Here is a 2,939-nt window from a genome sequence, read left to right as displayed (position 1 = left end):
GCCGCAGCCACCTCCGGACGCCCCTTACGCACCAACGAAACGAACAGCGCCGACTCCACATCCACCGACTGCTGCGCCATCCCACTCAGCACACCGTCCGGACCCAGCTCGATGTAGGACGTGACGCCCTGGTCCGCCAAGAAGCGGACCGCGTCCGCGAACCGCACAGCCTCCCGCACATGCCGCACCCAGTAAGCCGGCGTCGCGACCTCCTGCGACACCTCGCCCGTCACGTTCGACACCACCGGAATGGACGGGGCGGTGAACGACAGTCCGGCCACCACCGCGCCGAACTCCGCCAACATCGGCTCCATCAAAGGCGAATGGAAGGCGTGAGAGACGCGCAGCGTACTCGTCCGGCGCCCCTGCTCCTCGAACGTCACAACCAGCCCGCGAACCGCCGCCTCCGTACCCGAGACGACCACCGCACGCGGCCCGTTCACCGCAGCCAGCGCGACCTCTTCGTTCAGCAGCGGAAGCACCTCGGCCTCCGTCGCCTCCACCGCCACCATCGACCCACCAGCCGGCAACGCCTGCATCAACCGACCACGCGCCACAACGAGGTCGGCCGCGTCCGCCAGTGACAGCACACCCGAGACGTGTGCCGCCGCGATCTCACCGACCGAATGACCCACCAGGAAGTCCGGACGCACACCCCACGACTCCACCAGGCGGAACAACGCCGTCTCCACCGCGAACAGCCCGGCCTGGGCGAACATCGTCCCGTTCAACAGGTCAACGTCCTCGCCCCACACCACCTCACGCAGCGAACGCCCCAGCCGAGCATCCAGCTCCACCAGCACCGCGTCAAAGACCTCCGCGAACACCGGGAACGCGCCGTACAACTCCCGGCCCATCCCCAGCCGTTGCGCACCCTGACCCGTGAACAGGAACGCCGTAGCACCAGCCGGACGCACCGACCCGCTCACGACCGAAGCCGACACCTCGCCCTCAGCCAGCGCCGTCAGGCCCCGTACCAGCTCCTCACGGTCCGACGCCGCCACCACCGCACGATGCTCCAGCACCGCACGCGACACCACCGACGAAAAACCCACATCCAGCAATGAGACGGAAGCGTCCATACGATCCAGCAGCTTCGCGGCCTGTCCCGACAGCCCCGCCTCACTCCGCGCCGACAACACCACCGGCACCACCGGCACCTCGACCGAGGAAGCTGTCGCCGGAGCATCCGCCGCCGGAGCCTGCTCGACGATCACGTGTGCGTTCGTCCCGCTCAGACCGAACGACGACACACCCACCCGACGCGGACGATCCCGCTCCGGCCACACCCGCGACTCCGTCAACAACTCCACCGCACCCGCAGCCCAGTCCACCTGCGGCGTCGGCACATCCACATGCAACGTCCTCGGCAGCACACCATGCCGGATCGCCTGCACGGCCTTGATCACACCGCCGACACCGGCAGCCGCCTGCGCGTGGCCCAGGTTCGACTTCAACGAACCCAGCCACAGGGGATCGTCCTCCGGACGCCCCTGCCCATACGTAGCGAGCAACGCCTGCGCCTCGATCGGATCACCCAGCCGGGTCCCCGTACCGTGCGCCTCCACCAGATCGACATCGGCGGACGACAGCCCGGCGTTCTCCAGTGCCGCGCGGATCACTCGCTGCTGCGACGGACCGTTCGGAGCCGTCAGCCCGTTACTCGCACCGTCCTGATTGACGGCGCTGCCCCGCACCACCGCCAGCACGTCGTGCCCCAGCCGCCGGGCGTCCGAGAGACGCTCGACCAGCAGAACACCGACACCCTCGGACCACGCGGCACCGTCCGCGGCACCCGCGAACGACTTGCACCGACCGTCCTTGGCCAGCCCACGCTGCCGGCTGAACTCGACGAACATGTCCGGAGTGGACATCACGGCCACGCCGCCTGCCAGCGCCATCGAGCACTCACCCGAACGCAGCGCCTGGGCTGCCAGGTGCAAGGCCACCAGCGACGACGAACAGGCCGTGTCGATCGTGAGGGACGGCCCCTCAAGGCCCAGCGTGTAGGAGATGCGGCCGGACACCAGGCTGCCGCCCGTGGTCGCGGCGGCCTCCGTTCCCTGGCCGTAGTCGTGGTACATCAGGCCGGCGAAGACTCCCGTCCTGGTGCCCTTCAGGGAGCGGGGATCGATGGCCGCACGTTCGAGGGCTTCCCACGACGCCTCCAGCAGCAGGCGCTGCTGCGGGTCCATGATCAGGGCCTCGTTCGGGCTGATGCCGAAGAACGCCGGGTCGAAGTCTCCCGCGTCGTAGAGGAACCCGCCCTCGTTCGCGTAGGTCTTGCCCGGCACTCCCGGCTCGGGGTCGTACACGCCCTCGATGTCCCAGCCCCGGTCGAGCGGGAACCCCGACACCGCGTCGCGGCCGGCGTCGACCAGATCCCACAGGTCCTCGGGCGAGGTCACGCCGCCCGGGTAGCGGCAGGCCATGCCCACGATGACGATCGGCTCGTCGTCCAGGTCGCGCACGGCGGGGCTGCTGCTCGGCCGTTCCGCCTCCCGCATCCCGCTTCCGTCGAGTTCGCCGTCGATGTACCCGGCCACGGCTTGTGAGGTCGGATAGTCGAAGACCAGCGTGGCGGGGAGCCGGAGCCCGGTCGTCAGGTTCAGTACGTTGCGGAGTTCCACCGCGCTGAGCGAGTCGAAGCCGAGCTCCTGGAAGGGCCGGTCCGCCTCGATCGCCTGGGCCGACGCGTGGCCCAGCACCTTGGCCACGCGGTCACGGACCATCTCCAGCACCTTGCGTGCTCGTTCGTCGGCGTCGAGACCGGCCAGGCTGCGCGCCAGCTCCTGTCCGTCTCCGGCCCCGGCACCGGCCACCGCGCGTACGGCGGGTCGCCTGGTGGTGGGGACGAGGTCGCGCAGGAGTGCGGGGATGGTGTCGGTACGGGTACGGAGTGCAGTGACATCGATCGGGAGGGGAACCAGGGCGGCCCG

1 protein-coding gene is annotated in these 2,939 nt (G+C 69.6%); it reads right to left on the bottom strand.

Annotated elements, in window-relative coordinates:
* A partial coding sequence (locus tag ACIO3R_RS39500) for a type I polyketide synthase (protein WP_402111951.1) occupies nucleotides 1-2,939 on the bottom strand: 2,939 nt, incomplete at both ends.

The sequence above is a fragment of the Streptomyces sp. NPDC087428 genome (assembly GCF_044744085.1).
GTDB lineage: Bacteria > Actinomycetota > Actinomycetes > Streptomycetales > Streptomycetaceae > Streptomyces.
This window is presented reverse-complemented; position numbering and strand designations above follow the sequence as displayed.